Here is a 25,016-nt window from a genome sequence, read left to right as displayed (position 1 = left end):
GTTTAAAACGTGGGAAATAGAACTGTGAATTCACTTTGGTTGCTGCTACTCCCAATTATGGCAGTTTTTTTTTATTCCCTTCTATCTGAAAATTTGCTAAAATTTATTGTTAAATGAGCAAATTGCAACTGGGGGGATCAAATTGGCGGATTTGGCATTAGGAAAAGACGCGTCGCCATTTAGGAGAGGGATTCAGGCTGGAATCAGCATCGGCATCGGATATTTTCCGATTGCCTTAACCTTTGGACTACTGGCTAAAACTACGGGACTAACAATCTACGAAACAGTATTAATGAGCCTGATTGTGTTTGCTGGTGCTTCACAATACATATCATTGAGCCTGATTGCGATTGGAACAGGAATAATTGAAATTATCCTAACTACTTTTATTGTGAATATAAGACATTTTCTAATGAGTGCAACGTTGAATGAGAAGGTGGAAGAAGATCGGCTTCCTAACAAACTCGCCTATTCTTTTATGATTACTGACGAGACGTTTTCAGTGGCAGCAACTCAGGATGGCAAGATTAGTACGGGCTTTATGTTTGGTTTAAACCTGGTTGCCTACTCAAGCTGGGTTGTCTTTTCAGGGGTAGGTCATTTGATTGGCGCAAGCCTGCCGCAGACATTGCAGGAAAGTATGGGAGTGGCGTTATATGCCATGTTTGTCGGACTGTTGGTTCCGTCGATGAAAAAAAGTGCGAAGGTCGTCTATTTAGCAGTCCTTGGCGCGGTGTTTAATACCATCTTTACAATGGGTGAGGTTATGGCTCAGGGGTGGTCAATTGTGACGGCCACACTGCTTTCGGCGATTATCATTGAGGCTGTAGTGGTACTGAGAAACAGACATCGGGGTGTGAGTGATGAAGAGTGAGATATTGTGGATGATTATCGGAATGGGCTTGGTTACCTATATTCCTCGGATGCTGCCGTTTGTACTGTTTAAGGGGAAGGAACTGCCGCCATTTATCCAGGGCGTATTGAAAAATGTTCCCTATGCGACGCTTGGCGCGTTAATTTTTCCGGCGATTATTTTTCTCCAGAAGGATGATCTTTTATATGGTGTTTTAGGGGCGGCATCTGCTTTTATTGCCGCATTTTTGGGAGCGAACGTCATTGTTGTCGTTCTTGGATCGATCGCCGTTTTAACAGTTTATTCTTATTTTATGTAGCCAGTCAGGGGACTGGTCTACATGGGGGTGGATGCTGCACAATAGCATCCACCCCATTTTTTATTATTTCCCCTTAAAAACCGGCTTTCTTTTTTCAGAAAAAGCAGCCAGTGCCTCGACCCGGTCCTCTGTTGGCAGGGTGACCTCGTAGGCTTTCCGTTCAATTTGCAGCCCTGTGGCCAAATCGGTATTCATCCCCTGCTTCACCGCAAATTTAGCCTGTTGCAGCGCTACAGGACCATTGGCCAGCAGCGCCGAACAAAAAGTAATGCTTTCGTTCAATAGCTCACTGCCCTCTACCACTCTAGTTAATACGCCATAAGCAAAGGCTTCTTCAGCCTTCAAGCGGCGTGAGGACAAAATCAGCTCAAGCGCCTTCGCCTGCCCGATTAACCGCGGCAGCCGCTGCGTACCGCCAGCACCTGGAATAATCCCCAGACTCGTTTCCGTCAATCCCATTAACGCACTGGAAGTAGCAATTCGAAAATCACAAGCCAAGGCCAGTTCCATTCCTCCTCCAAAGGCAAAGCCGTTAATTGCGGCAATTGTTGGCTGCGGCAGCTGGTCGATGGCATTAAACACCTCATTAATTTTATAGAGATTGCGCTTCACTTGTTCATCAGTTAAATTTTTCCGTTCCTTCAAGTCGGCCCCAACACTGAACGCCTTCTCTCCTGCTCCGGTAAAAATTACCGCGCGAATATCGGGGTTAACCCGAATTTGTTCCACCTTATCCTGCAATTCCCGCAATGTGTCATAATTAAAGGCATTCAAGGCCTCGGAACGATCGATGGTTACAATTCCAATATGATTGGTAATTTCCAATAAAATTGACTCCATATACTCCACCCCTTTCGTCTATTAAAATTCGAAAAAGACAAGCGAAATGCCTGCCTTTTTCCGTAAAATTTTTATAAAATTTAGTTGCCTACTGTTTGCGTCACTTGAGATTTTAGCGCCCGCCTCAAGATTTTACCGGTCGTATTCTTCGGCAGCTCCTCAAGGAAGAAAATCGCCAAAGGCACTTTATATTTAGCCAGATGTTCTTTGCAGTAGCTAATCACGTCACCTTCCGTTAAGTCTGCCCGTTTGCTGACGACGTAAGCATGGACTGCCTCCCCTTGATTTGGGTCAGGAACACCAAGCACGGCCACTTCGACCACATCTGGATGATCGTAGATGACCTCTTCGACCTCACGAGGATACACGTTATAGCCACCGACAATGATCAAATCCTTTTTACGGTCAACGATATAGAAATAGCCTTCCTCATCCATCCGCGCCATATCTCCGGTATGAAGCCAGCCATTCTTAATTGCTGCAGCGGTTTCTTCCGGCATTTTATAATAGCCCTTCATGACGTTTGGACCGCGGACAATCAGCTCGCCGACCTCACCGACTGGAACCTCTTCCCCAAGTTCATTAACCACTTTGTTTTCCACATTAATAATTGATGGTCCAATCGAACCTGGCTTGCGTGGGCGATCCAATGGATTAAAGCAGGTTACCGGAGATGCTTCTGATAATCCATATCCTTCCGAGATAAGCACATTGAATTTTTCTTCGAAATTCTTTAACAGTGCTACTGGCATGGAGGCACCGCCGGAAATGCACAAGCGCAATGATTTTAAATCATCTGGATTCCCCTCTGGATATTGATACAAGAAATTGTACATCGTTGGTACACCGGCAAAAACAGTAGCTTGATAGTCTTTCGCCAGTCCGAAAATATCTTTTGGACTAAACTTCGGTGCGATCAACAATGTAGCCCCGTTTAAAAGCGGTGCATTCAGGGCAACCGTTAAGCAAAATACATGGAACATTGGCAGTGTCGTAATCACCCGGTCATCATGGTTCATTTTTAAATAGGCACCGACATCACTGGCATTGCTGTAAAGATTTTTATGGGTCAGCATCGCGCCTTTAGGCTTGCCGGTTGTCCCCGAAGTATAAAGGATGATGGCAGTATCGTCATCATGAATCTCTGGCCCTTGAAAACCAATATCTCCTGATGCAACTACTTCTGTAAACGATTTCATTTTAGAATACACAGTAAGGCCCTCGACATCAGGCTGAGCCATTCCATTTTGCTCTGTTTGACAAATGACGTAATGCTCTACTTTCGGCAATAAAGCATGCACTTTCTCCGCAAGCGGAATCATTAAATCCAGACCAACTACAACCTTCACATCTCCATTGTTTAGAATGTAACCGATTTCATCAGCGGTATAAATAGGGTTAACCGGAATGACTGTAGCCCCCAGCCGCAATGCCCCGTATAAGCTGATCACAAAATGCGGTGAATTTCCCAATAATAGCGCGATATGATCCCCTTGTTTTACCCCTAGTTTTTCAAGACCAGATGCGAACTTGGTAATCGCCCCGTCCAATTCACCATATGTACTAGAGGTACCCATGAAATGATAAGCGATTTTCCCTGCAGATGCCTTGGCCGTTTCGTGAAGCTGTGATGATAGATTCATATTCTTCTCTCCCCTCAGATGAATGAATACTCATTCACAAATTCATAACACATTTGTCAAAATATATTATATTGAAAGAAAATTAACTATACAAGCATAATTCAATAAAAATTCTGAAAAAATCAAAAAAAGAAGCGCTCCACCTGTCAAGCGCTTCCCATTGCCAATCATTAATATATCAAGTTAATAAATTCTTCCTTTGAAACATTTCCAAAATAATACTTTGTGTCTATATCCACTAAAGCCGCTTCCATTTCCCCTTTTTCATAGCGGACTCCCGTTAGCTTGGCCTCAATATCACTGACATCGCCAACCCCAAAAAAGTCCCCATAGATCTTGCAATTTTCGATAATACCTTTATTTACTTCGAGGCGGACATCAATTGAACCGACAGGGAACCGGTGGGAATGCTGCAGGTTAAATTTCGGAGATTTTCCGTAATTCCAATCCCAGTTTTGGTATCTTTCTTTGGAAAGCTGATGAATCTTTTCCCAATCTTCATCGGTCAGCACATATTCCGGAATCTCGTCTTCCCCTTCAAAGATAAACTTTAACAGCAGAGAACGAAATTCTTCAATACTGATTTCTTCGGTTAAAAACTCGGAAATATTGGCAACCCGGCTGCGAACCGATTTAATTCCCTTAGATTCAATCTTGTCCTTCTTTACCTTCAAGGCGGAAGCGACATGATCCATTTCTGAATTTAACAGCAGCGTTCCATGGCTGAACATTCTTCCTCTTGTGGAAAATTGGGCGTTTCCGGAAATTTTCCGACCCTCTACTTCAATGTCATTACGGCCGCTTAACTCGGCGTTTACCCCTAATTTTTTAAGCGCCTCGATTACCGGCTCAGTGAACTTGCGGAAGTTATGGAAGCTTTCCCCGTCATCCTTTGTGATGAAACTAAAGTTTAAATTGCCGAGGTCATGATAAACGGCCCCGCCCCCCGATAAACGGCGAACCACTTTTATCCCGTTACTCTCAACATATTCGGTATTGATTTCCTCAATTGTATTCTGATTCTTGCCAATAATGATCGATGGTTCATTTATGTAAAATAATAAATACGTTTCATTGATATCAAGATTTTTCAACGCATATTCTTCAATCGCCAAGTTAATCCTTGGGTCGTTAATTCCTTTATTGTCGATAAATAACATTGCCTATGGGCCTCCTCTAAAGTGTAATCTCTTGAAATTCCTCAGCAAGCTTAATTATACCAGTAAATTCTTGCGCTGCCTCATTGATAAGGTCTGATAGCTTTCCGTATTGCGGTAAATGCGTCAAAATTAATTCTCCGACATTAGCTTCTCTCGCAAACTGTCCAGCATCAATGCTGTTCATATGCCCGGCTGACTTGCCGTTTTGATTGCCGTAAAAATTGCATTCGCATAATAGGACATCGGCATTTTTACTAAAATCTATAAACTCAGCTTTAAAGGAGCTATCCCCCGTATAAACCAGGACTTTGCCTTCTGCTTCTATCCGCATGGCATAGCACGGGACAGGATGGTCAGTTTTTAAAAAGGTGATTTTAAAAGGTCCTGCTTGTAGAACCTGATTCGGGTCATAGCTGAACCCTTTCGTAATCTGTTTATAGGTTAATTTCGCAAATTCATGTTGGTCAAAGGAGTGGCCATAAATCGGCAGGGTCGGATAACTTTTGCCGAGAAACCCCTGAATTAATCTCGCATGCTGCAAAACGCCAATATCTGCAATATGGTCAGGGTGGTAGTGCGAGAGGATGACACCATCCAAGTCCTCTGGTTCAACGACATTTTGCATTTTAGAAAGCACGCCGCTGCCGCAATCCAATAACAGCTTGAAGCCGTCATGTTCTAGTAAATAACCTGCACTGGCACCATCCTTTTTCGGATAGCCCCCCCAAAAGCCAATAATCGTTAGCTTCATTTCATCTACCTCCATAAAGTCTCTTTCTTTAATATACTCCAAAACGGACCATAACAAAAAACCAGCCGCTTCAATCATTAGCGGCTGGCTTAACAGTATCTCTATTCACTTAACTGATGCTTATATTGATGGTTATGTTTCAAACTGAAGTAACCAGTTGTCAGTACCGCAAATGAAAGAATGTAGCTGACAAGAATCATCCCATTATGCCACATGTAGCTGTAATCCCCGCTAGAAATAACCGCTTTAAAGCCTTGAACACTATAAGTCATTGGCAAGAATGCGTTAAAATGCTGCAAGAAATTAGGAATTAATTCAAGTGGGAATGTACCGGCACTTGTTGTCAATTGGAATATTAAAATTAATATCGCGATAAACCTGCCGACATCAGCCAAGACCGAAACCAGCAATTGTATTAAAGCAATGAAGGTTAAGCTTGTCAGGATCGAGAACAGAATAAATCTTGGGACACTTTGCACCTGCAGCTCTAACCCATATAAGAGAATACCATCGGCAATCAGGGCTTGGATCACCCCAACACCTGCCATAATCCCAAATTTGCTGGCAAACAAACTAAAACCATTGGCCGGCTTAACGACAGCATCGCGAATCGGGAAGACGATTGACAGCAATAACGCGCCGACAAACAAGCCTAATGACAGGAAGTATGGTGCAAAGCCTGTTCCGTAGTTTGGAACTTTGTTGACCTCTTCTTTATCCAGTTTGACAGGATCAGCCATCATATTATAGGTATCATCGTTTGCGTGAACCTTTGCAGCTTCATTGGCACCATCTGAAAGCTTATTTGCCAATTCTTGTGCACCTTCATTAAGCTTAGAGGTGCCATCTTTTAATTGATTCGAGCCATCAGCTAATTGACCGGCGCCTGAAGTAAGAGCATCCGCTCCGGCTGTTAATTGATTCATTCCGCTCGATAAATCGGCAGCCCCGTTTTTCAACGCATTTGAACCGGCAGATAACTGACCGGCGCCTGCTGTCATTTGACCAGCACCATCGGATAATTGCGTCATTCCCGATGAGAGTTCATTAGCACCACTATTCAGCGCAAGAGACCCTGCATATAATTGATGAATGCCTTGTTGCAATTGGATTTGGCCATTATTAATCCCTTGGGCCAACTGATCAAAAACAGGATCTGTTTTGCTTTTTATACTTGATTCCAGACCGCTGGTCGCACCTAGCAATTGGGAACCCAGCGCAGTTTTAAATTGATTAAAGCCTTGATCCAACCCGGGACTTAATTCTGCTGCAAGCTGCTGCTCAAGCTGGGCTTGAAGTTGGTCCTGTGTAGGCGCATTTTGTTGCTCATGAACCATAATCTGTTGAACGGTTTCTTGAGGTACGCCATTATTGAGCAAAGTCTTAGCCAACTCTTGCATTTTTGCAGTTTGAGTGGCAATCGTCTCTTTCGCCACCTTCTCGGCAATTTGCTTCGTTAGGGTCGTTCCCAGCGTAGTTTTAAATTGGTCTACTCCAGTATTCAACTGTCCTACACTCCCGGTCAGTTGTTTTTCAATTTCAGCCGCAATACCTGCAGGAAGTTTCGTTTTAATTTCGTCTGTGGCTGCTTGCGTTCCGTTAATAAGCTCCGGCATTTTGGAATCAACTTCTGCTAATCCGTTTTTAATATCAGTGGAACCGGCAGCTAATTTTGTGGCTCCACTATCAGCTGTTTTGATCCCATTATTAAATTCAATGGACTTTTCCGCGAGTTGAGCAAGTCCGGTATACAATTCGGTAGAGCCTGAAGCAAGCTTGTCAGAACCTGAATGTGCTGTTTTCATCCCGTTATGAAATTGGATGGATTTTTCCGCCAGGGTAGCAAGGCCCTGCTGTAATTCTTGTGTTCCTTGGTTAAGTTCTGTTGAACCATCATTAAGTTGTCCGGCGCCATCACTGGCTTTTTGTATTCCATCTGCCAATTCAGTAACTTTATCAAACATAGTTTCCGCATACGTTTGGGTCACCTTCTCGGAGACAGCACTTTTGATTTTTTCAACAGCACTCCCACCAATTTGTGCCGATAGGAAGTTATAGCCTTCATTTGGCACGTAAACCAGTTCCAGCTTTTTCGGCTGGTTATCCAGCAAGGTGGTCGCATTTTTGGAAAAATCCTTTGGAATCTCAATCAACATGTAATATTTTTGGTTTTTCAGGTTTCGGTAGCCTGCTTTTTTATCTACGGTTTCGAAACCAAAATCTTTACTCTTCTCCAATTTCTTCACAAGATCATCGCCAAGATTGAGCTTTTTCCCATCCAGTTTTGCCCCGGCATCTTGGTTGACAATCGCAACTGGCAGGTGATCTAGTTTTGCATATGGATCCCAGAACGCCCATAAAAACATGCCGGCGTACAAAACAGGAACCAGCATGATAGCGATCATTGGAATTAAGATTTTCTTATTTTTAAGAATCGTTGATAGCTCTGCTTTAAAAAGACTTTGTTTCAAATCTAGTCCTCCTCTCTCTATTAAATGACCATTTTATTCATTTGGTCAGCGATGTCTAAAAAAGAAGGACCATCAAAGTGATAATCCCATCCATCTAGAAACTGACCAGATGAACATTTCGGTCATTTAAATTTACTTTATGAGTATACTCCCTATTTTCTTTATTGACAAGTGAAAAAGTGAAACAAAAAAGAAGCTGTATAAATAGCAGCTTCCTTTCTAATTTATTTATTATTCAAGTAATCTAAAACAGCCTCAACCGCTGCTTCCCCTTGGTCGATACAATCGGGAACGCCAACTCCCCCGTAGGATGCACCTGCCAGAAAAACACCTGGCAATTCGCGTTTCATTCCCTCCATAATGGCAGCCATCCGCTGCTTGTGTCCTACCGTATATTGCGGCATGGCATTCTTCCAGCGCGAAACAACTGAAAACTCAGGACTCGTGGTGATGTCCATCGTCTTTTTCAGATCGTCCAGGACAATTTTAATAATCTGATCATCTGACAGGTCGACAATTGTTTCGTCCCCGGCCCGGCCGACGTAACAGCGGAGCAGCACTTTTCCTTTTGGCGTGGAATGCTCCCACTTTTTGTGCGTCCAGGTGCAGGCTGTGATGGAATAGTCATTGTTTCGGGATACAACAAAGCCTGTTCCGTCAATATCCTGTTTGATGGCTTCTGCAGGAAAGGCCATTGCCACGGTTGCTACCGAAGTCGATGGGACGGATTTTAACGGCTCAAAAAACCCGAATTCCGAAAACATCGACTGAGTTACTTTGTGCGGTGTGGCAGCAATAATAGAATCTGCTACAAGCATTTCTCCATTATTCAGGTATACTTCATACTTATTATTAATTTTTGTTATATTCTCAACCCGGTGCCCTTTCAAAATGGTCTTAGGGTCTAATTTCGCTTCAATAGCTTCAGCAAATGATTGAAGTCCCGTCTTAAAAGTTAGGAACCCGCCTTTAGTGGATTTGGTTTTAGCTGCTGGCTGCTTTGGCTGGGAAGGAGCTGTTTTTTTCATCCCAAGAATTAAGCTACGGTGCTTCTGTTCCACTTCATAAAATTGCGGAAAAGTGGCCATTAAACTCATTTGGTCAATATCACCGGCATATATCCCCGATAACAATGGCTCAATTAAATTTTCAACTACTTCATCGCCCAATCTTCTGCGAAAGAATTTACCTAATGATTGATCTTTCCCGCTTTCTGAACGAGGCAGGATAAAATCTGCGGCCGCTCTCAGTTTACCGGGAATGGAGAATAGGCCGGTTGTCATAAATGGCCCAACTTGTGTCGGGATTCCCATAATCGAACCGCCTGGCATCGGATAAAGTTTTTCATTTACCAGTACGTATGATTTCCCAGTAGAGTTTGGGACCAATTGGTCCTCCATCCCCACTTCCTTTGCCAGCCTGATCATGCTCGTCTTTCTTGCTAAGAAAGAATCCGGCCCTCTTTCAATGGTAAAACCGTCTCTCACGACGGTTTGCATTTTACCTCCGAGACGGTGCGATGCTTCAATAAGGAGAATCTCTATTGGGAGATTTTTTTCGTTTACTTCTTTTTGGAGATAGTACGCCGCCGTCAATCCGGCAGCTCCTCCCCCAATAATGATGACTTTCTGTTTTTCTTCCGTCACGGATGTCACCTGCTTCCATTATGTTCCGCTAATGTTACTTGCTAGTGCCTTAAGAATGACAGTTGATAAGGCCTCAATAAATTCCGGCTGTGAATTAGGCATTTCCGGACGATAATAGCTTGTACCCAATTCGCGTGTAACCGCCTTACATTCATAGTCGTTGTCATAAAGGACTTCTAGGTGTTCAGAGACAAACCCAACCGGGGCGTAGACAAACGCCTTATAGTGATGTTCATTATATAAATCTCTTGTTAAATCCTGCACATCTGGACCGAGCCATGGTTCCGGTGTATTTCCGGCACTCTGCCATCCAATCACATAATTTTTCACACCAGCTTGTTCCGCAATTAAATCAGCAGTTTCCTGAAGCTGATGCGGATAAGGGTCGCCTAATTGCAAAATTTTCTCTGGCAGGCTGTGAGCAGAGACAATCAGGACAGCGTCGGCCTTTTCATCAGCAGGCATATTTGAAAAAATTTGTTTCACCCGATCGGCCCAATATGTAATAAACTTCGGTTCCTGATACCAACTTTCAATCGATGTAATCTTTAATCCGCCTAATTTAGCTGCTTCCTCTTCGGCACGGCCATTATAAGATTTTACGCTGAAAGTCGAGAAGTGCGGCGCTAGAACGATACTAACGGCCTCTTGTATTCCATCTTCGTACATCTTCTTGACTGCATCCTCGATAAATGGCTCGATATGCTTTAAGCCAAGATACATTTTAAATTCAATATCATCTTGGCTGGTATTTAAATGCTCTTCCAGCTTTTCCGCTTGCTCAAGAGTGATTTTTGCCAATGGGGATAAACCGCCAATCGCTTCATAGCGATTACGAAGATCTTCAATCATCTCGGGGCTTGGCTTTCTGCCGTGCCGAATATGCGTATAGTATCTCTCTAAATCATCTAATGTATAGGGGGTACCGTAAGCCATAACCAGCAGACCCATTTTCTTTTTCGTCATGTTTGCACCTCTTTGAAAGTTTCCCTGTCTCCCCAGTCAATGAGGGATAGGGCCATAAGGCGGCAGCATTTAAATCTCGCTTCCCCTATGACCCTACTTTAAACAGCTTATATTATTGTGCCAAAAATTTAGACTTATTACCAATTAAAATGCTTGAAAAACTATTACCGGCGTAATTTCGCTGCTGAATATTCGTGAACAAACGATGTTAATCGTTTTAGCGTTTCTGGATTAACAGACGGGAATACCCCGTGTCCTAAATTGAAGATATAACCGCCTTGGGCCATGCCCTGATCCAAAATAGCCTTCGCTTTTTCCTCAATGACATCCCATGGTGCCAGCAGGATGGCCGGGTCAAGGTTCCCTTGAACGGTTTTATGAATACCCATTTCTCTGGCTTGGCTAATCGGCAAACGCCAATCCAACCCGACCACATCAAGCGGCAGGTCATTCCATTCCAATGCAAGATGACTTGCACCAACCCCAAACATGATTAATGGAACCTTTTCTTCCTTTAATGAAGTGAAAATACGATTCATCACCGGCTTAATAAAGTAGCGGTAGTCCTCGACGTTCAATGCGCCAACCCAGGAATCGAAGATCTGAATCGCTCTTGCGCCTGCCCCAATCTGGGCTTTCACATATGTAACCACCATGTCCCCAAGCTTATCCATCAAGGCAAACCATGCTTTTGGCTCAGCATACATGAACGCCTTGGTTTTATTGTAGTTTTTCGAAGGGCCGCCCTCAATCATATAGCTGGCCAATGTAAATGGGGCACCGGAAAATCCGATTAATGGAACGTTTAATTGCTCTTGGGTTAATAGTTTAATCGTATCCAAAACATATGGAATATCTTCTGTTGGATTAATATCCGTTAATTTTTCTACATCGGCAAGGGAAGTGATTGGATTGTCAATTACCGGACCTACACCGCCTTTAATTTCAACATGCATGCCCATAGCTGGCAGCGGAGTCATGATATCCTTGTAAAGAATGGCAGCGTCTACATTATATTGTTCAACCGGCAGTCTTGTAACATAGGCACAAAGCTCAGGTTGGTGAGTGATTTCAAATAAAGAATATTTCTCTTTGATTTCTCTGTATTCTGGCTGAGAACGGCCTGCCTGCCGCATGTACCAAACAGGAACATGATCCGTTCTCTCACCGCGTGCTGCTTTTAAAAATGTTTCATTAATTGGTCTTGTCATTAAATAAAATCCACCTTTCAAAGACATGTCTGCCTATCATTTTAATATATTTAGAATGAATTTAAAAACTTCCAAGATGCATGGCTCTATTCACTATACCGATTATTCCTATTTCTGTATAGCTAACGTTGATAACTGTCAAAAAAAAGTCGTTTTTAGTTTTCAAATTTTGTTTAAAAATTATAGCCTGTGTTATTTGGTTTACAATAATCATTGGAGGTGGTACGGATATGAACATTTATATAACCACGGGTAGTTTTGAGTTTTTAAAGAAACTAGAGCACAAACATCCAGAGGAGAAATTGATCACGGTGATCAATGAAAATGGCGCCCTCCTGTATCATGAAACCAACGGTGCAACGGTTTTCAAGGAGCCAAGGCGTTATTTGGCATTAGAAGCAGTCGGTGAAATTGAAAAAGAAGGGTTTGTCGTGTTGAATTATATCCCAGTGACGGAGGAAGGCAGGCCATTATTTGAGCATCAAATTAAAAATCGTGTGGGTACCGTTGAGGTCGCCCAAGGATTCAAAGCGCTCCGCGTCCTTCAGCCGTTATCTTCCAATACTTATGTGATTATGACGGTTTGGAAAAATGAAATTTCTTATGGAACATGGCAAAGCTCAGATTCGTTTCTGTCTGCCCATCAGAACAAAGGGCTGGCTGGGGACCAGGGACCGAAAATCTTTAGTAGTGCGCCGTATGTTAGCAGGTATACTATAACGGAATAGATTTCTTGGAAATGGAGCCCGGACTATAAGCAACCCGGGTTCTTTTTTTTCCGTTGGCACCCTTATTCGCGCCTTTTGGGTAAAATAACGGCTTCTTTTTTACCGTTGATACCCTTCCTCCGCCCTTACCGGGAAAAATCACGGCTTATTTTTTACCGTTGACACTCTTTCCCCCGCCTCTCGGGCAAAATCACTGCCCCTTTTTTACCGTTGACACTCTTCCTCCCCGCCTCTCGGGCAAATTCACGGCCTCTTTTTTACCGTTGATACCCTTCCTCCGGCCTTACCGGGAAAAATCACGGCTTATTTTTTACCGTTGACACTCTTTCCCCCGCCTCTCGGGCAAATTCACGGCCTCTTTTTTACCGTTGATACCCTTCCTCCACCTTTACCGGGAAAAATCACGGTCTCTTTTTTACCATTCGCACTATAACTCCCCTTCTCTCGGGCAAATTCACGATTGCTTCCATAAAAGTTTTCCTTTTCCCTCCTTTCACCACTTTTAATCGGTTTCATATTCTGTATTACATCCAATTTGGGGCGGATACCCATACAAATATTCCCCTTGGATAAACGAAAGGAGGAGCAATCTTTATGCTTGTCGAGCTTACGGCACTTCATTGGATATATGTTGTCTTTATTGTGCTTATTATCGGATTTATGGTCATGAAACGAGATACAACAATTGTTTGTATCGCTGGGATTTTCTTGATTGCCATTACCGCTACCGGAAGCTTAAGTCATGCAGTCAGCAGTATTTTTAACAGTTTTGGCTATGCCATTACTGAATTATTATCTACGATTCTCGTCATCTCGATTATCGTGGCGATGAGCCATACGTTAACTAAAACGGGAATCAACGATGTGATGATTTCTCCGTTTCGAAGGCTGATTCGAAACCCGACCTTGGCCTACTGGACAATCGGGATTCTGATGATGGTAATCTCTTGGTTTTTCTGGCCTTCGCCGGCAGTTGCCTTGCTTGGCGCTGTGTTACTTCCTGTTGCTGTGAGAGCTGGATTACCAGCCCTGGGCGTTGCGATGGCAATGAATCTGTTTGGTCACGGGATTGCCCTTTCTGGAGATTTCGTCATACAGGCAGCACCGAAGCTTACATCTGACGCCGCCGGGATACCGATTCAAGATGTCATAAATGCCAGTATCCCATTGGTCATTGTCATGGGTGTAGTCACAACCGTAGCCGCTTTTTTCTTTTTAAGACGTGACATGAAGCGCGGGGTTTTAAAAGTAGGAGCCTCGGAAATTGTTCCGGGAACAGCACCGGAGGAATCCGGGCACCCAGCACTGTTAAGCCTAACACAAAAACGTTTCTTCGCTTTACTGGTTCCGGTTTTATTTGCCGCAGATGTTGCCGCCATGTCCGTTTTGGATTTAGCCGGCGGCGATGCTACTGCCTTGATTGGCGGTACCTCGATCCTAATCCTCATCCTCATTTCGTTAACCAGTTACAAAAACGAAGGACTTGAAAAAACAACCAGCTTTTTGATTGAAGGCTTCCAGTTTGGTTTTAAAGTGTTTGGACCGGTCATTCCGATTGCGGCATTTTTCTATCTAGGTGATGCCGGGTTCATGAAAATTATCGGGGAATTTTTACCGAAGGCCTCACAAGGGATTGTAAATGATTTAGGCCTTGGCCTTGCGAGTCTGGTTCCGCTTAGCAAAGAAGTCGGTGCGGTTACTTTGACTGCCGTGGGCGCGATTACAGGACTTGATGGTTCAGGATTTTCCGGGATTTCGCTTGCCGGGTCGGTAGCGGCCCTATTCGCGGTCGCGATTGGAAAAGGCGCAGCTACTCTTACAGCGCTTGGACAAATTGCCGCGATTTGGGTTGGCGGCGGGACCTTGGTTCCATGGGCGTTAATCCCTGCTGCTGCCATCTGTAATGTCGATCCATTCGAGCTGGCGCGGCGAAATCTCGTTCCGGTTGTGATCGGGCTTGTGGTGACAACGATTGTGGCGATGTTTCTAATATAAGTTTAATGGATTCATTGAGGACACTTCACGTGGTCTTATTGTGGAATGTGTCCTCTAATAGCTTGATTGAAGACACTTCCTTCTTTTTTTCGAGATTTCTGTCCTCAAGAAGCTTGATTGAAGACACTTCCGTCAATTTTCAAGAGGGTAGTGTCCTCTATACCCTCCATTGAGGACACTTCCGCCTTTTTTTCGTCAACTCTGTCTTCAATCTATAGAACATCCCTATATAGTTCCCCATCCACCATAAAAATGTTAAAATAGTTAGAAAATAGTGATAATCAAAAGGGGGATTTTACATATGCTAAACAAGCTGTTTGCCAAATTGGAAGGTTATTATGAAGAAATGGTGTCGATTCGCCGCTACCTTCACCAGCATCCTGAGTTATCGTTTCAGGAAAAAGAAACGGCAAAATTCATTGTATCATTCTATGAAAAACTTGATATCGAAGTAAAAGGCAATGTCGGCGGTAATGGTGTCGTTGCCCGAGTATACGGAAAAAAGCCTGGAAAAACAGTAGCCCTAAGAGCAGACTTCGATGCCCTCCCGATTCAGGATGAAAAAGATGTCCCCTATAAGTCAACAGTTTCTGGTGTCATGCACGCCTGCGGACATGACGGACATACAGCTACCCTGTTAATGCTCGCCAAAAGCATAAATGAATTAAGGGATGAACTCGAGGGAACCTACGTGTTTATACACCAGCATGCGGAAGAATATGCTCCAGGCGGTGCTAAATCGATGATCGAGGATGGCTGTTTGGACGGTGTCGATGTTATTTTTGGCACCCATTTATGGGCCGGAGAACCAACGGGAAAAATTCAGTATCGCACAGGTCCGATTATGGCCGCTGCCGACCGCTTTGAAATTGAAATCCAGGGAAAGGGCGGACATGGAGCACAGCCTCATAAAACCAAGGATGCCATTGTCACGGCCTCACAGCTTGTCCTAAACTTGCAGCAAATTGTCAGCCGCAAGGTGAACCCGGTGGAATCGGCTGTAGTCACCGTCGCTTCATTTACCGCGGAGAACGCCTTCAATGTGATTGCGGATAAAGCAAAGCTTGTCGGTACAGTCCGAACCTTTAATGAAGAAGTCAGGTCCTACATTGAAGCAGAAATGGAACGGGTCGTTCATGGAACTTGCTATTTATCGGACAGCAGCTACCAATACAAGTATTTTCGTGGTTACCCAGCGGTGGTGAACCATGCGAACGAAACCAACTTCCTCATCCACTGCGCGAAGGATGTGCCGGAGGTCAATATTATAGAAGAATCAGAGCCGCAAATGGGCGGAGAAGATTTTGCCTATTATCTAGAAAAGGTTCCGGGAACCTTCTTTTTCACTGGTGCAAAACCGCTAAATAGTGAAGGCTACCCGCATCACCATCCAAAATTCGATATTGATGAACGCGGAATGTTGATCGCAGCCAAAACACTCGGTACAGCGGCAGTCAAGGTTCATCAGCACCATTCATAATACACTAAAGCCCCTGACTTAAAGCTCAGGGGCTTTTTGCAGCAACCGCAACCGATATGCATTCATCGCCGTTTCTCCCAGGTTTTTCAAGAGATTGTTATTGGCATAAGCGCCAACAAAGGCACCAATCCCTGGCACCAACTGGAGCATTTTTACAAAATCAATATAATCGCGGTATTCTTGTTGAAACTTTCGCCAATCCATTTCTACGAGAACCTGCTTACGGGTCTCCCAATTTTCGATTTCCGCCAAGGTGTTACGGCGAATCTCATCACTTGAAAACGCAAGCTGGAACACATGAAGGATAAATAACCGCTCTTCATATTGTTTTGTATCAAATCCATAAGTGGCTGCGGCATCAAACAGAAATTTCATTTTAATAGTCAGCAGCAACGGAAAATCAGCAAGCCCGAGCAGGAACCCGCCTGCCCCCGTCCCAGCCCCTTCCACTATCGCCGTTTTCTGGTAAGTAGAGATCTTTTTTCGGACCAGCTCATCTCTTTCCTCCAGCGTCAAACCATCTGCTTGATTTCTATTCGTCGTCATCTGTGAGCCAAATAACGTTGCTTTGACCATTGATTTAATACTTTCAGTCATAATTTCATGGACTTTTTCCGGAATCACTTCATTGATTTTCACTTGGGCTTTTTTTGAAAGCCGGTTCATCATTCCGGAACGTCTTGTCAATTTTCGTTTCCACTCCTGAACTTCATCGTATACCTTTAATTCATATTCGTTCACATACCCCACCCCTTACCACTAATTGTATTCTCCTTTTACGAAGGGATTGCCATTAAGGTTTCAAAAAAAAGCGGAAGGGTCTTTACTCCCTTCCACAAGTTAATCCTGTATATGTTTCTTGCTGTAGAAATAAACAAACAGATAGCTAAACAAGATTCCTGCTGCCAACTCAAGCAGCGCAAGAATGATCTCGCCCTTGATTCCAATGAACAAGGCAAAAATCACTGCTTCAAGTGACATAATCACCATCAATAGCAACTGAAATTCCTTTTGTTTGGACACATCAGCTACCGGATACAGGTCGACCCATAGTTTATTTTGATGATGCTTCCATAAAGGCAGCAGTTGAAAACCGGTTAAATATAAAAATAAAACGCTCAGTAAAATTTGTCCCAATCCAAATGAAATAAAATAGATTCCAAGTGCCCCAATTACGGTCAACCGAATAAATAAACCGAGATAATCCGACGCTCTTAAAAAGGTTCGCGAATACAAATACAAATACGTTTTTTCGGACGAAAATGGAATGGCATTGACAAACACATCCAACCATTTTCTTCGCTTAACAGAATCCTTAAGTTTTGGCACATCCGTAAACAGGTTTGCCAGACGATAAAACGAAGCCATCCGTTTTTCTTCCTGGTCAATTAATAAATCCCATTTCAACCCCATTTTTCTACTCCGGCTGTAAAAGTACCAATAATAAATGACCATCACGATACCAAGCGCCAGCAGGATTGCCCAGCTCGCTTGTTTTAATAGTAAATACGCAAACGTCAAATTGATAAAATAGCGGACGACCATGTCAGATCTATGTACTGATGGTTGAACATAATAGTCAATCTGCCAGCTTGCAGCCAAATTCCAGGCTTTGATGACCAGCAGGACAATCAAGAATGGAAGAAATAAACGGAAGCCTGATTCGCTTACTTGGGCATACATCGGCATAAATGCCGCCAAGACCATCAACAGAATATAGCCCTGAAATACAAAACTGATGACTCCCGAGCGCCAAAAATACCCCTTTAGCTTTTCCTCTAACGAAATAATAAATACTTTGTCTGCCTCAAACAGAAAATTGTAAACAGGGCTATAAGTCAGAAATAACCCAACAAAAACGGCCATAATAATCGCCGCCGGAAAATTTGCGGGAAGCGTCTCTACCCATTGCTGATAATAATATGCCCCTGTGCCAATTAAAAATAACAGCACAATGACAAGGTGACCGTTAAATATGTAGCGAAGGTATCGGCCCAAATCCTTCATTCGGCCCCCGGCACGATTCCTCCATAGCTTCTTGTCATCAAACATAATTTTCTTCCTTTGTTAATTGGATATAAATATCGTCGAGGGATGCAGATGGCATCGAAAATTGCTCCCTTAATTGTTCCAGCGTCCCTTGGGCGCGAATTTTTCCTTCATGTAAAATAATAAAACGATCGCAGTATTTTTCAGCGGTGGCAAGAATATGGGTGGACATCAAGATTCCCGCCCCTGCTTCCTTCATTTTTTTCATCAAATCAAGCAGTGATTGAATTCCGAGCGGGTCGAGGCCGACAAATGGCTCATCCACAATATAGAGCGAGGGCTGAACCAAAAACGCGCACATAATCATCACCTTTTGTTTCATCCCTTTGGAAAAATGGGCTGGAAACCATTTTAAGCGTTTTTCCATTCGAAATTCAGACAATAGCGGGGAGACCCGCTGTTTATACTCTGCTTCAGTTAACCCGTAGGCCATCGCGGTCAAGCGTAAATGCTCCTCGAGTGTCAGTTCCTCATATAGAATTGGGGTTTCCGGAACAAAACTAAACATCCTCCGGTAGCCATCTTTGTTTTCAATAAATGCTTTGCCATTTATTTTTATTTCGCCTTTATGCGGTTCCATTAAACCGATGATATGCTTAATGGTCGTACTTTTCCCGGCCCCATTCAAACCGATTAATCCAACCATTTCTTTTTCCTTAACTTCAAAGGAAATATCTTTTAACACCGGATTTCTCGTATAACCCCCAACAAGGTTATCGATTGTTAATAAAGACATTGACAACGTCCTTCCGTAGCTTGTTTTTCTCTATTTTATCAAATCAACGCTTGGGCGAAAAACTTAAAGGGTATTTTTTTGGGTTTATTTTTGTATATAACCCTGTCAGGTGGGCATGATAAGTTTCGAAGGGGAGTTCACCTGATGAAGTGATTCATCAAACATTTGAAATGAGGTGTCTGCAAAAGACAATATTCGTTTCAACTCAAGAGTAGCTTCGAAAAAACGTTTCAAATAAGGGGATGGTTGTAATGTACAATGTGCAATGTAACCATTTAGAGTTCAAATAACACTTTTGTTTATGGAAAAATGAAAACTCGTCGACTGGCGAGTCCGTTAGGACGAAGACAGAGGCGTAGTTGAATTTATGCGTTCAGAATTTATGAATATAAATTCTGATTAGCTAAAAAACTGTAAATGAGGTGTTTATCGCAGACTATGTCCGTTTTTAAAGGTGAGGATAACCAATAAAAACAAGCAGGGGATGGTCAGCTTGAACAATATTGTTTCTTTATAACAACACTCTAATGCCAAATGAGGTGTTTATCAAAGAACACTCCTAATGAACGTCCATATTGAAGCAGTTTCCCCTTCGAGAAGGCGGGATTCCATGCGAATCCTGCCTTTTTCTTTTCCATTCCTGTATGGTAAAATAAGACAAACTAAATAATAGAAAGGTTGTGTTTAAAGAAATGAGTAATTGTATTTTCTGTAAAATTGCCAATGGCGAAATCCCATCCGCAAAAGTTTTTGAAAATGAACATGTATTGGCCTTTATGGACATTAGCCAAGTAACAAAAGGGCATACACTGGTGATCCCTAAGGTACATAAGGAAAACATCTATGAACTGACACCCGAAATTGCCAGAAATCTTTATGAAGTAGTTCCAGCGATTGCCAACGCCTTAAAAACCGAATTTGAACCAGTCGGTTTAAATACAGTGAATAATAATGGGGAAAAAGCCGGCCAATCGGTGTTCCATTTCCATTTGCATTTAATCCCACGCTATGGAACAGGTGATGGATTTGGGGCAGTGTGGAAAAACAATCAAAGCGACTATACACCAGAAATACTCCGAGAGATGGCTGCAAACATTTCCAAACACCTTTCCTGAGGTGTTAATTGTCAGAAAATTATTTCTTTATTTATATGATACTATTATGTTATAATGTTTTTAAATTCTTCGCTGCAGGCAAAGAGCGCACTGCAGGAGGGATAATAGCTTAGAAAAGCAGAGGAGAGATGAGAAATGAATACGAGAAAACTGATTATTTTAGCACTACTAGCGGGAATTGGAGTAGTCTTGCACGCGGTAATGCCGGCATTTCTAACGATTAAGCCGGATATGATGCTGGCCATGATGTTTTTAGGAATTATTTTAATTCCTGAAATAAAAAGTGTCATGCTGTTATCGATTGTTACCGGTGTATTAACTGCCTTAACTACCACATTCCCTGGCGGCCAAATTCCAAATATTATTGATAAGCCTGTCACTGCCTTGGTCTTTTTCGGTTTGTTTTTAGCATTGAAAAAGTTCCGAACTTCCATTGTAAGTGTTGGCGTATTAACAGCTATTGGGACGCTCGTTTCAGGAACAGTCTTTTTAGGTTCTGCCTACTTAATCGTTGGCTTACCTGGCCCGTTTGCAGCTCTATTTGGAGTTGCTGTATTACCTGCTGCCGCCATCAATACAGTAGTAATGGTTATTTTGTATCCAATTGCTCAATCCATTTTTAAACGAACAAAATTATCATCTTCAGCGGCTACAGTCATTGAAAAATGATATGACAAGAAAAGAACCCAGCCCGGGTTCTTTTCTTAAATTCTTTTACTTTCTACTGAAAGAAAGAAAAAAGCAGCCCGATTAACAAACAGACACCACCGCCTGCTGCTAATGCTCCTGCCCGTTTCTTTAGCACTTGCTTAGGCGGATAGACACCGGGTCTTTGCAAGTCCAAAAGATACTTACCTGCACCCAAAAACAAAATGGCACATAAAATAAAAAAGATCACAGCAGCACTCTTCATTTTGTTGTCCCCCTGATCAGGATTCAATATTTTGAAAGATGTTGTAACTATTTATATGTTTTATCGTCCATTCCTATGAAACTAAGAAATCAGTTAAACTATTTGAGGAAATCATTTTTTCTAAATTTTTTTTTTAATTCGTTGATTTATTGCAGGAAAAGTAAAAAATAAACCGAATTATATTAAAAATTAATATATAAAAATTAAAATTTTGTGAATTTTTTCTTTATTAATTTTTATTTTATTGGCATAATGATAGTAGAGTAATAATAAAGTAGGTGAAATTGGGGATGACAGAGAAACAATATTCAATGAAGGAAGCAATCTTTTTTAGTCAAAGAATAGCACAATTGAGCAAGGCGTTATGGAAGTCTATTGAGAAAGATTGGCAGCAGTGGATTAAACCGTTCGATCTAAATATTAATGAACACCACATTCTTTGGATTGCCTATCATTTAAACGGTGCTTCTATCTCTGACGTTGCTAAATTTGGGGTTATGCACGTCTCAACAGCTTTTAATTTTTCTAAAAAATTAGAAGAGCGCGGCTTGTTGAATTTTTCTAAAAAGGAAAACGATAAGCGAAATACTTATATCCAGCTTACAAAGGAAGGCGAAGATCTCTTACTTCAATCCATGGAAACCTATCAACCGGATGGAAATGCTGCCTTCACTGGTGCCTTACCATTAAGGGAGTTGTATGGCAAGTTCCCGGATATCATCGAAATGATGGCCATTATTCGTAATATTTATGGAGATGATTTCATGGAGATTTTTGAGCGTTCCTTCCATAATATCGATACGAAATTTATTGAAGAGAATGGCAAACTCAAAAAAGCGGGAAACACAGAACACGAACTCGCCTAATAGGCTACATGTATTTGGACAATTCTTCAAACAGGGATCTGTACAAATTTTGGGCTAGACAGGCCTTCACAACTTTTCTTGCATCCAGACTTGACGGTAAAGAAAATAATAACTCTTCGAAAAGCGGATGAAAGTATACATATCCTTCCGCTTTTTGTTCTGCCATTTTTTTGCTCAACCTATCACAAAATATATAAAAGCGGGTGACCTCCAATTCGTTTAGGCCACTTTCAATGACTAATCGATAAAATTCAAGCTTGGGGTTATCCACTAACTGTACTAATAATTTTTGGTGGTATTGAAGTAAGTCCACCTGTGCTTTCAGCTGCTCAAATTCTTGCATACGCCAACCCTCCATTCCACCGTTCATTCTTTATTATTCACCTTTTTTTGCTTATGGTAAACATTTTAATCCCATACAACATCATGAACTTCTGTCAATCTATATCACTATCTTTTTTTATAAAAATTTGCTATTGTAAGGAGAAAAGCGGAAGTATAACACTAGGGGGGAATCGGTGATGATCTCCATTTTTATCGTCCTGTCCATTTTCATCTTATTTTATGTAAATAAAATGACAAACAGCCTTTGCATGCAAAAAGAAATACCTGAAGAACGTCAACACAAAGTTTTCCGAACCATTAATGTGCTGGTTACCATCCTGCTGGTTTCTTCGTATCTTGAAATTCTGTATACATAAAGGCAGACAAAATACAAGCGATGAGTGAATTCTCATCGCTTTTCCATTTACCACCTATTACCAAACATAAGCAGCTCCAACGATAATCAATAGAATGAAAAGAACTACGATTAACGCAAAGCCTGCACCGTAACCTGCTCCACCAGACATGTTCTCTACCTCCTTTATTTTAGCTACGATATACTATTCATCCCCTATCCAATTCGATTAGGCTTTTACCTCATTTTTCGTGGAAAAGTCATTCAAAGGCTTGTATAACTTCGATTAGCCCAAAAAATGAGATTATTTTTGCAGTGGTTCCCATTTTACGTTATAGTAGAGGATATGGACAAAGACCATAAGAATTTACTGTTTAGGAGAGATTCAGCATGAAAAAATGGATATTAGCCCTGACAATCGCCGGCGGGGTTCTTGGATTAACTGCATGTAATGGTAATGGTGAAAGTTCGGAAAAAGTCGTCGAATCTAAAGCAGGGGATGTAACCCAAGAAGAGCTTTATAATGCGATGAAGGATAAATTCGGGAATCAAGCACTTCAGCAGCTCGTTTACGAAAAAGTCCTGTCAAAAAAATATAAAGTAACAGACAAGGAATTAGACGAGAAAATTCAGCAATTAAAAGAAGATCTTGGTGAGAATTTTGAAATGACTCTTCAGCAATACGGCTATAAGAGTGAAGATGACTTGAAGAAAACGATGAAACTTGGCATGCTTCAAGAAAAAGCAGCTATGAAGGACATCAAAGTAACAGAAAAAGAATTAAAAGATTACTACGATAACTACAAGCCTGAAATTAAGGCCCGCCATATTTTGGTTGCCGACGAAGCAAAAGCAAAGGAAGTAAAGCAAAAACTGGATGGCGGCGCTAAATTTGAAGAGGTGGCAAAAGAATACTCTACTGACACTGCTTCTGCTCAAAATGGCGGAGACTTAGGCTGGTTTGGTGCTGGAAAAATGGATCCTGATTTTGAAAAGGCGGCATACGAGTTAAAAGTAAATGAAATCAGTGGACCGGTAAAATCTCAATTCGGCTACCACATTATTCAAGTAACTGACAAAAAAGAGAAAAAGCCCTATGAGGACATGAAGAAGCAAGTGGAATATGAAGTAAAATCTTCAAAATTGACAACTGAAGAAATCAACAAAGCTATGGAACGTGAACTGAAAGATGCCGATGTTAAGGTCAATGATAAAGACCTTAAAGACGCATTAAATCTAAGTACTTCTACAGCAGCTCAATAAATAAACAAGCTCCAACGCCTTCGCGTTGGAGCCTTTTTTTATTTGATAGTTCACCTTACCCCAGGCTATTCAGTGGCATTGATTCCTTTACGAGCTTCCTTTTCCCGCTCCAGACGCTTCATGTAAATCTCGCCCTCGCGCTCGATATCTTCTGCCTCCAACTCACGTTCTTCTCTTCCTGTCTTGATGGCCATTAACGCACTTATTACAATCCCAACCACTACAGCATAAACCCAAATAGGAATAGTCAATTTCGTTTGCTCCCTTCAAAGTGGTTGTCCACTTTTTTACTACATAATTATGCTTTGAGGCAAAAAAAAATAACCCGTAGTCCGGGTTATTTGTGAAAAACAGGTTTATAGAATGAACGATTATCCAAAGCGAAAACACGCTCGGTAAATTCCCCCGGCTTGACCCGTTCCAAAGCCCGGTCAAGCATGTTCATTTTCGCATCCAAATTATCTATATAATGAAGAATCTCCGCCTCTTTCACGAGCGGCGGTTTTGGGCTGCCCCACTCTGCTTTACCATGGTGACTTAGCACTAAATGCTGAAGAATTAATACCTCTTCCCCGTTAATCCCCAGCTCTTCCGCTGCTTTACCGATTTCCGTTATCATTATAGTGATATGACCAAGCAAGTTGCCTTCAAGAGTATAGACCGTTGAAATCGGACCGGACAGTTCCATTACCTTCCCCATATCATGCAAAATGACACCGGCATATAACAGGTCTCGGTCCAAGCTTGGATAAAGGTCGGCAATTGACTTGGCTAGATCAAGCATGCTTACAACGTGATAGGCAAGACCTGAAACAAATTCATGATGATTTTTCGTAGCTGCCGGATATTCAAGAAACGCCTTTTGGTGTTTCTTGATTAAATGCCGGGTAATCCGTTGGATGTTAGGATTTTTCATGTCAAAAATATATTGAGTCAGTTTGCTCACCATTACATCCTGACTTAAAGGGGCAGTCTCGAGGAAATCCTCCAGCTTTACACTATCTGCAGGGCCTGATTTGCGAATTTGACGAATTTTTAATTGGCTCTTGCCGCGATAATTCTGGATATCCCCTAGAATTTTAACAATACTTTGCGGTGCATAATTTTTTTCATCCTCTTCATTCGCATCCCAAAGCTTTGCTTCAATTTCTCCACTTTGGTCCTGCAGGATAAGGGTCAAGAACGGCTTACCGTTACTGGCAATCCCTTTAGTTGAATTTTTTATTAATAGAAACAGCTCTACTTGAGCTCCGACTTCGTACTGCAATATTCCTTTTGCCAACCTAACCACGCTCCTTCCAATAGTTTGAGTATACCATATTCATCTTTTAC

The 25,016-nt window shown here is 42.1% G+C and carries 26 protein-coding genes; 10 read left to right on the top strand and 16 right to left on the bottom strand.

All coding sequences use genetic code 11. The features are described 5' to 3' along the window. Positions 1-142: 142 nt before the first annotated feature. Positions 143-874 (top strand): AzlC family ABC transporter permease, encoded by a 732-nt coding sequence (locus ACZ43M_RS08320; protein WP_464506939.1) that lies wholly within the window; start codon positions 143-145, stop codon positions 872-874. Further along, positions 864-1,172 (top strand): AzlD domain-containing protein, encoded by a 309-nt coding sequence (locus ACZ43M_RS08315; RefSeq protein WP_464506938.1) that lies wholly within the window; start codon positions 864-866, stop codon positions 1,170-1,172. The genes ACZ43M_RS08320 and ACZ43M_RS08315 overlap by 11 nt, the downstream gene beginning before the upstream one ends. A 63-nt stretch (positions 1,173-1,235) precedes the next feature. Here ACZ43M_RS08315 and ACZ43M_RS08310 read toward each other — a convergent pair whose 3' ends face one another. From ACZ43M_RS08310 to hemE, 8 genes are all read right to left on the bottom strand, one after another. Further along, on the bottom strand, positions 1,236-2,012 hold the full coding sequence (locus ACZ43M_RS08310; RefSeq protein ID WP_464506937.1) for an enoyl-CoA hydratase-related protein: 777 nt from the start codon (positions 2,010-2,012) through the stop codon (positions 1,236-1,238). A gap of 80 nt (positions 2,013-2,092) precedes the next feature. After that, positions 2,093-3,655 (bottom strand): fatty acid--CoA ligase family protein, encoded by a 1,563-nt coding sequence (locus tag ACZ43M_RS08305; protein ID WP_464506936.1) that lies wholly within the window; start codon positions 3,653-3,655, stop codon positions 2,093-2,095. A 170-nt stretch (positions 3,656-3,825) separates the two neighbouring features. Beyond that, positions 3,826-4,815, bottom strand: coding sequence for a lipoate--protein ligase (locus ACZ43M_RS08300; RefSeq protein WP_464506935.1), 990 nt, complete (start codon positions 4,813-4,815; stop codon positions 3,826-3,828). Between the two features lie 16 nt (positions 4,816-4,831). Further along, entirely contained in the window at positions 4,832-5,566 is a 735-nt protein-coding gene (locus ACZ43M_RS08295; protein ID WP_464506934.1) for an MBL fold metallo-hydrolase, read from the bottom strand. Between the two features lie 101 nt (positions 5,567-5,667). After that, positions 5,668-8,037, bottom strand: a complete 2,370-nt coding sequence (locus ACZ43M_RS08290) for a YhgE/Pip family protein (RefSeq protein ID WP_464506933.1) — start codon at positions 8,035-8,037, stop codon at positions 5,668-5,670. A gap of 224 nt (positions 8,038-8,261) precedes the next feature. Further along, complete coding sequence (gene hemY / locus ACZ43M_RS08285; RefSeq protein WP_464506932.1) at positions 8,262-9,683, bottom strand: protoporphyrinogen oxidase; 1,422 nt, start codon at positions 9,681-9,683, stop codon at positions 8,262-8,264. Between the two features lie 18 nt (positions 9,684-9,701). Continuing rightward, positions 9,702-10,649 carry a ferrochelatase gene (gene hemH, locus ACZ43M_RS08280; protein WP_464506931.1) on the bottom strand — a complete coding sequence of 316 codons (948 nt, stop codon included), beginning with the start codon at positions 10,647-10,649 and terminating at the stop codon, positions 9,702-9,704. Positions 10,650-10,813: 164 nt separating this feature from the next. Beyond that, positions 10,814-11,860, bottom strand: a complete 1,047-nt coding sequence (hemE, locus tag ACZ43M_RS08275) for a uroporphyrinogen decarboxylase (protein WP_464506930.1) — start codon at positions 11,858-11,860, stop codon at positions 10,814-10,816. A 230-nt stretch (positions 11,861-12,090) separates the two neighbouring features. On the opposite strand from hemE, the gene ACZ43M_RS08270 reads away from it, so the two are divergent. The 3 genes from ACZ43M_RS08270 to ACZ43M_RS08260 all read left to right on the top strand — a co-directional run bounded on the left by ACZ43M_RS08270 (position 12,091) and on the right by ACZ43M_RS08260 (position 16,063). Continuing rightward, a complete protein-coding gene (locus ACZ43M_RS08270) occupies positions 12,091-12,588 on the top strand; it encodes an antibiotic biosynthesis monooxygenase family protein (RefSeq protein ID WP_464506929.1) in 498 nt (165 codons plus the stop codon). A gap of 594 nt (positions 12,589-13,182) precedes the next feature. Then, the gene (locus ACZ43M_RS08265) at positions 13,183-14,583 is read left to right on the top strand and encodes a hypothetical protein (protein WP_464506928.1); all 1,401 of its coding nucleotides are present in this window, start codon (positions 13,183-13,185) and stop codon (positions 14,581-14,583) included. A gap of 301 nt (positions 14,584-14,884) precedes the next feature. Further along, positions 14,885-16,063, top strand: coding sequence for a M20 family metallopeptidase (locus tag ACZ43M_RS08260; protein ID WP_464506927.1), 1,179 nt, complete (start codon positions 14,885-14,887; stop codon positions 16,061-16,063). 18 nt (positions 16,064-16,081) lie between these two features. On the opposite strand, the gene ACZ43M_RS08255 is transcribed toward ACZ43M_RS08260, so the two are convergent. The 3 genes from ACZ43M_RS08255 to ACZ43M_RS08245 form a co-directional block, all read right to left on the bottom strand. After that, the gene (locus tag ACZ43M_RS08255; protein WP_464506926.1) at positions 16,082-16,804 is read right to left on the bottom strand and encodes an EcsC family protein; all 723 of its coding nucleotides are present in this window, start codon (positions 16,802-16,804) and stop codon (positions 16,082-16,084) included. 99 nt (positions 16,805-16,903) lie between these two features. Continuing rightward, the gene (locus ACZ43M_RS08250) at positions 16,904-18,115 is read right to left on the bottom strand and encodes an ABC transporter permease (protein WP_464506925.1); all 1,212 of its coding nucleotides are present in this window, start codon (positions 18,113-18,115) and stop codon (positions 16,904-16,906) included. Next, the gene (locus ACZ43M_RS08245; RefSeq protein ID WP_464506924.1) at positions 18,108-18,848 is read right to left on the bottom strand and encodes an ABC transporter ATP-binding protein; all 741 of its coding nucleotides are present in this window, start codon (positions 18,846-18,848) and stop codon (positions 18,108-18,110) included. The genes ACZ43M_RS08250 and ACZ43M_RS08245 overlap by 8 nt, the downstream gene beginning before the upstream one ends. A 692-nt stretch (positions 18,849-19,540) precedes the next feature. On the opposite strand from ACZ43M_RS08245, the gene ACZ43M_RS08240 reads away from it, so the two are divergent. Together ACZ43M_RS08240 and ACZ43M_RS08235 are read left to right on the top strand one after the other, a co-directional pair. After that, the gene (locus tag ACZ43M_RS08240) at positions 19,541-19,963 is read left to right on the top strand and encodes an HIT family protein (RefSeq protein WP_464506923.1); all 423 of its coding nucleotides are present in this window, start codon (positions 19,541-19,543) and stop codon (positions 19,961-19,963) included. 135 nt (positions 19,964-20,098) lie between these two features. Then, positions 20,099-20,632, top strand: a complete 534-nt coding sequence (locus tag ACZ43M_RS08235; protein ID WP_464506922.1) for a tryptophan transporter — start codon at positions 20,099-20,101, stop codon at positions 20,630-20,632. 52 nt (positions 20,633-20,684) lie between these two features. On the opposite strand, the gene ACZ43M_RS08230 is transcribed toward ACZ43M_RS08235, so the two are convergent. Next, on the bottom strand, positions 20,685-20,876 hold the full coding sequence (locus ACZ43M_RS08230; RefSeq protein WP_464506921.1) for a hypothetical protein: 192 nt from the start codon (positions 20,874-20,876) through the stop codon (positions 20,685-20,687). Positions 20,877-21,166: 290 nt separating this feature from the next. Here ACZ43M_RS08230 and ACZ43M_RS08225 point away from each other — a divergent pair, with 290 nt between their 5' ends. Continuing rightward, the gene (locus ACZ43M_RS08225) at positions 21,167-21,742 is read left to right on the top strand and encodes an HTH-type transcriptional regulator Hpr (protein ID WP_464506920.1); all 576 of its coding nucleotides are present in this window, start codon (positions 21,167-21,169) and stop codon (positions 21,740-21,742) included. A gap of 4 nt (positions 21,743-21,746) precedes the next feature. Here the strand turns inward: ACZ43M_RS08225 and ACZ43M_RS08220 are convergent, their stop codons facing one another. Beyond that, entirely contained in the window at positions 21,747-22,085 is a 339-nt protein-coding gene (locus ACZ43M_RS08220; protein WP_464506919.1) for a DUF1878 family protein, read from the bottom strand. 178 nt (positions 22,086-22,263) lie between these two features. On the opposite strand from ACZ43M_RS08220, the gene ACZ43M_RS08215 reads away from it, so the two are divergent. Further along, entirely contained in the window at positions 22,264-22,443 is a 180-nt protein-coding gene (locus ACZ43M_RS08215) for a hypothetical protein (RefSeq protein ID WP_464507987.1), read from the top strand. A gap of 57 nt (positions 22,444-22,500) precedes the next feature. Here ACZ43M_RS08215 and ACZ43M_RS08210 read toward each other — a convergent pair whose 3' ends face one another. Continuing rightward, positions 22,501-22,593, bottom strand: a complete 93-nt coding sequence (locus ACZ43M_RS08210; RefSeq protein ID WP_464506918.1) for a YjcZ family sporulation protein — start codon at positions 22,591-22,593, stop codon at positions 22,501-22,503. Positions 22,594-22,811: 218 nt separating this feature from the next. Between ACZ43M_RS08210 and ACZ43M_RS08205 the strand changes: the two genes are divergently transcribed. Beyond that, on the top strand, positions 22,812-23,684 hold the full coding sequence (locus ACZ43M_RS08205) for a peptidylprolyl isomerase (RefSeq protein ID WP_464506917.1): 873 nt from the start codon (positions 22,812-22,814) through the stop codon (positions 23,682-23,684). A 65-nt stretch (positions 23,685-23,749) separates the two neighbouring features. Here ACZ43M_RS08205 and ACZ43M_RS08200 read toward each other — a convergent pair whose 3' ends face one another. Beyond that, positions 23,750-23,935: a sporulation YhaL family protein gene (locus ACZ43M_RS08200; protein ID WP_464506916.1), complete on the bottom strand. Its 186-nt coding sequence runs from the start codon at positions 23,933-23,935 to the stop codon at positions 23,750-23,752. A gap of 86 nt (positions 23,936-24,021) precedes the next feature. Beyond that, entirely contained in the window at positions 24,022-24,966 is a 945-nt protein-coding gene (gene yhaM, locus ACZ43M_RS08195) for a 3'-5' exoribonuclease YhaM (protein WP_464506915.1), read from the bottom strand. Between the last annotated feature and the right edge of the window lie 50 nt (positions 24,967-25,016).

This window comes from Neobacillus sp. B24, from assembly GCF_055381825.1.
This window is presented reverse-complemented; position numbering and strand designations above follow the sequence as displayed.

Coding starts and splice junctions, on each gene's coding strand:
- ACZ43M_RS08225 (WP_464506920.1), top strand. CDS start 21,167: ATGACAGAGAAACAATATTCAATGAAGGAAGCAATCTTTTTTAGTCAA.
- ACZ43M_RS08270 (WP_464506929.1), top strand. CDS start 12,091: ATGAACATTTATATAACCACGGGTAGTTTTGAGTTTTTAAAGAAACTA.
- ACZ43M_RS08300 (WP_464506935.1), bottom strand. CDS start 4,815: ATGTTATTTATCGACAATAAAGGAATTAACGACCCAAGGATTAACTTG.
- hemH (WP_464506931.1), bottom strand. CDS start 10,649: ATGACGAAAAAGAAAATGGGTCTGCTGGTTATGGCTTACGGTACCCCC.
- ACZ43M_RS08220 (WP_464506919.1), bottom strand. CDS start 22,085: ATGCAAGAATTTGAGCAGCTGAAAGCACAGGTGGACTTACTTCAATAC.
- ACZ43M_RS08250 (WP_464506925.1), bottom strand. CDS start 18,115: ATGTTTGATGACAAGAAGCTATGGAGGAATCGTGCCGGGGGCCGAATG.
- ACZ43M_RS08240 (WP_464506923.1), top strand. CDS start 19,541: ATGAGTAATTGTATTTTCTGTAAAATTGCCAATGGCGAAATCCCATCC.
- ACZ43M_RS08315 (WP_464506938.1), top strand. CDS start 864: ATGAAGAGTGAGATATTGTGGATGATTATCGGAATGGGCTTGGTTACC.
- ACZ43M_RS08265 (WP_464506928.1), top strand. CDS start 13,183: ATGCTTGTCGAGCTTACGGCACTTCATTGGATATATGTTGTCTTTATT.
- ACZ43M_RS08245 (WP_464506924.1), bottom strand. CDS start 18,848: ATGTCTTTATTAACAATCGATAACCTTGTTGGGGGTTATACGAGAAAT.
- ACZ43M_RS08230 (WP_464506921.1), bottom strand. CDS start 20,876: ATGAAGAGTGCTGCTGTGATCTTTTTTATTTTATGTGCCATTTTGTTT.
- ACZ43M_RS08295 (WP_464506934.1), bottom strand. CDS start 5,566: ATGAAGCTAACGATTATTGGCTTTTGGGGGGGCTATCCGAAAAAGGAT.
- ACZ43M_RS08205 (WP_464506917.1), top strand. CDS start 22,812: ATGAAAAAATGGATATTAGCCCTGACAATCGCCGGCGGGGTTCTTGGA.
- ACZ43M_RS08310 (WP_464506937.1), bottom strand. CDS start 2,012: ATGGAGTCAATTTTATTGGAAATTACCAATCATATTGGAATTGTAACC.
- ACZ43M_RS08260 (WP_464506927.1), top strand. CDS start 14,885: ATGCTAAACAAGCTGTTTGCCAAATTGGAAGGTTATTATGAAGAAATG.
- ACZ43M_RS08235 (WP_464506922.1), top strand. CDS start 20,099: ATGAATACGAGAAAACTGATTATTTTAGCACTACTAGCGGGAATTGGA.
- ACZ43M_RS08210 (WP_464506918.1), bottom strand. CDS start 22,593: ATGTCTGGTGGAGCAGGTTACGGTGCAGGCTTTGCGTTAATCGTAGTT.
- ACZ43M_RS08305 (WP_464506936.1), bottom strand. CDS start 3,655: ATGAATCTATCATCACAGCTTCACGAAACGGCCAAGGCATCTGCAGGG.
- ACZ43M_RS08215 (WP_464507987.1), top strand. CDS start 22,264: ATGATCTCCATTTTTATCGTCCTGTCCATTTTCATCTTATTTTATGTA.
- hemE (WP_464506930.1), bottom strand. CDS start 11,860: ATGACAAGACCAATTAATGAAACATTTTTAAAAGCAGCACGCGGTGAG.